The 1,559-nt window shown below is 58.3% G+C and carries 1 pseudogene; it reads right to left on the reverse strand.

Annotated features, from left to right (window positions below):
* Positions 1–121 precede the first annotated feature (121 nt).
* A pseudogene (locus EOA36_RS35110) lies at positions 122–774 on the reverse strand (leucine zipper domain-containing protein); the annotation flags it as partial.
* Between the last annotated feature and the right edge of the window lie 785 nt (positions 775–1,559).

Below are 1,559 nucleotides of genomic sequence, written 5' to 3' on the forward strand. Positions count from 1 at the left end.
TTTCCCTTGCCGGTGGAAGCCGCCTGGTTCGACGACTTGACCAACGTCACGCAGCAAGGGCATGCTGACGAACAGAGAGACCTTGACTGCAGGCTCCATTTCGTTCCGCGCTTAGGACGTTGTCGGTCATGACGCGGGCTATTGTGACGCCGAGGCTGGCGTAGCAGGCCACCGCCGCCTTGAGGAAGGCGATGGCGCGTTCTTCTTTCTCGTCGGGCAGGATTTGCGAGAAGGCGATGCGGGACGCGTCGTCGATGCAGACGTGGACGAACTCCCAGCCGGCGCCGCGCGACTTGCCTTTTTGCGGCTCGCCGGTGATGCGATGGCCGACTTGGCTGAAGCGGCCGAGCTTCTTTGATGTCGATATGGATCATCTCGCCTGGGTTCTCCCGCTCGTAGCGCCGGACCGGTTCGGCCGGCTCGCTATCGCTTAGCCGCGACAGCCCGGCACGCTTGAGAACCCGGCTGACGGTGGCGGGCGAGACGCCGACCTCATGGGCGATGTGCTTGCCGGTCCAACGTTGCCGCCGCAGCGCCATGATGCGCTCGGCGATCAACGCAGCGGTGGCCTGTGACATATGGGCGGGCCGCGAGGAACGGTCGATCATGCCGGCCCGCCCTTCAGCCTTATAGCGCTCGACCCAGCGCGCCACGATCTTGGCCGACGCCATAGACCCGCGCCGCATGGGCTTTGGAAAAAGCGCCCTCTATCACCGACAGCGCCATCTCCTCTCGACGCAGCGGTGTGAGACGGGCATTCTTGTGGATGTTCATTCGGACCCTCCGATAGATGCTGAAGCGTGGTAACTCCAGTCTCCTCGGTCCGGTCCGAATGGACAACCTCCCGAAAGCTCACAGCTAGCAAGAGTCTTTGGTGATGCTCGGATGCCGAGTCCACCACCACTGAGAGCCCAATAGACATTATTGTGGTGGGCGTTTGAATTGGCACTAGATATGGACCCACGAGAACTTGGAACGTTGAATACGACGGTCGCCTCTCATGCGGAGACACCTATGTTCGGAAGAAGACACACGAATGGTCAAGTGTTCCGGTAGCGCGGCGCGAAACACAGTGTCCGCCACTTGCTCGGACAACTTCTTCGGTGGCATGCGGATTGCAAGGGGGATGGTGAAGCGAAGGTCAGCGCATCACAACCTCGCCGTTCTGTTAATTGCTCCGCCTCAAGTGCAAATAGGCGTTCTCAACGTGTAAATTCTTTATGAAACTTGGCTTGTTGGAGCTACGCGGTATCGAAACCGGTAGAACAGTGCACCAGCAAAATGGAGTGGCTTCTTAACTGTTAAGCAGGCGCGTTGTTGATCGAGCTGCAGCAGGAGTTTGACGTCTCCTAATTCCATCTGCCAGCACATGGCCCTGGCTTCGCTTGAGACTATTGTGGGTAACAAGGCTCGCCCCGAGGTAGAAAAGCAGCCGTAGACTTTATTCGAAAAGAAGCGGATATATTGGAGTATACCTCAGTGCGAGCCATATCTGAACTCGCCGAATTCGTTAGCAGCTATCCAGCAAGTGCACTGCCTGCGGCGACACGGCGTACAAT

The sequence above is a fragment of the Mesorhizobium sp. M8A.F.Ca.ET.021.01.1.1 genome (assembly GCF_003998025.1).
In the GTDB taxonomy this organism is placed as follows: domain Bacteria; phylum Pseudomonadota; class Alphaproteobacteria; order Rhizobiales; family Rhizobiaceae; genus Mesorhizobium.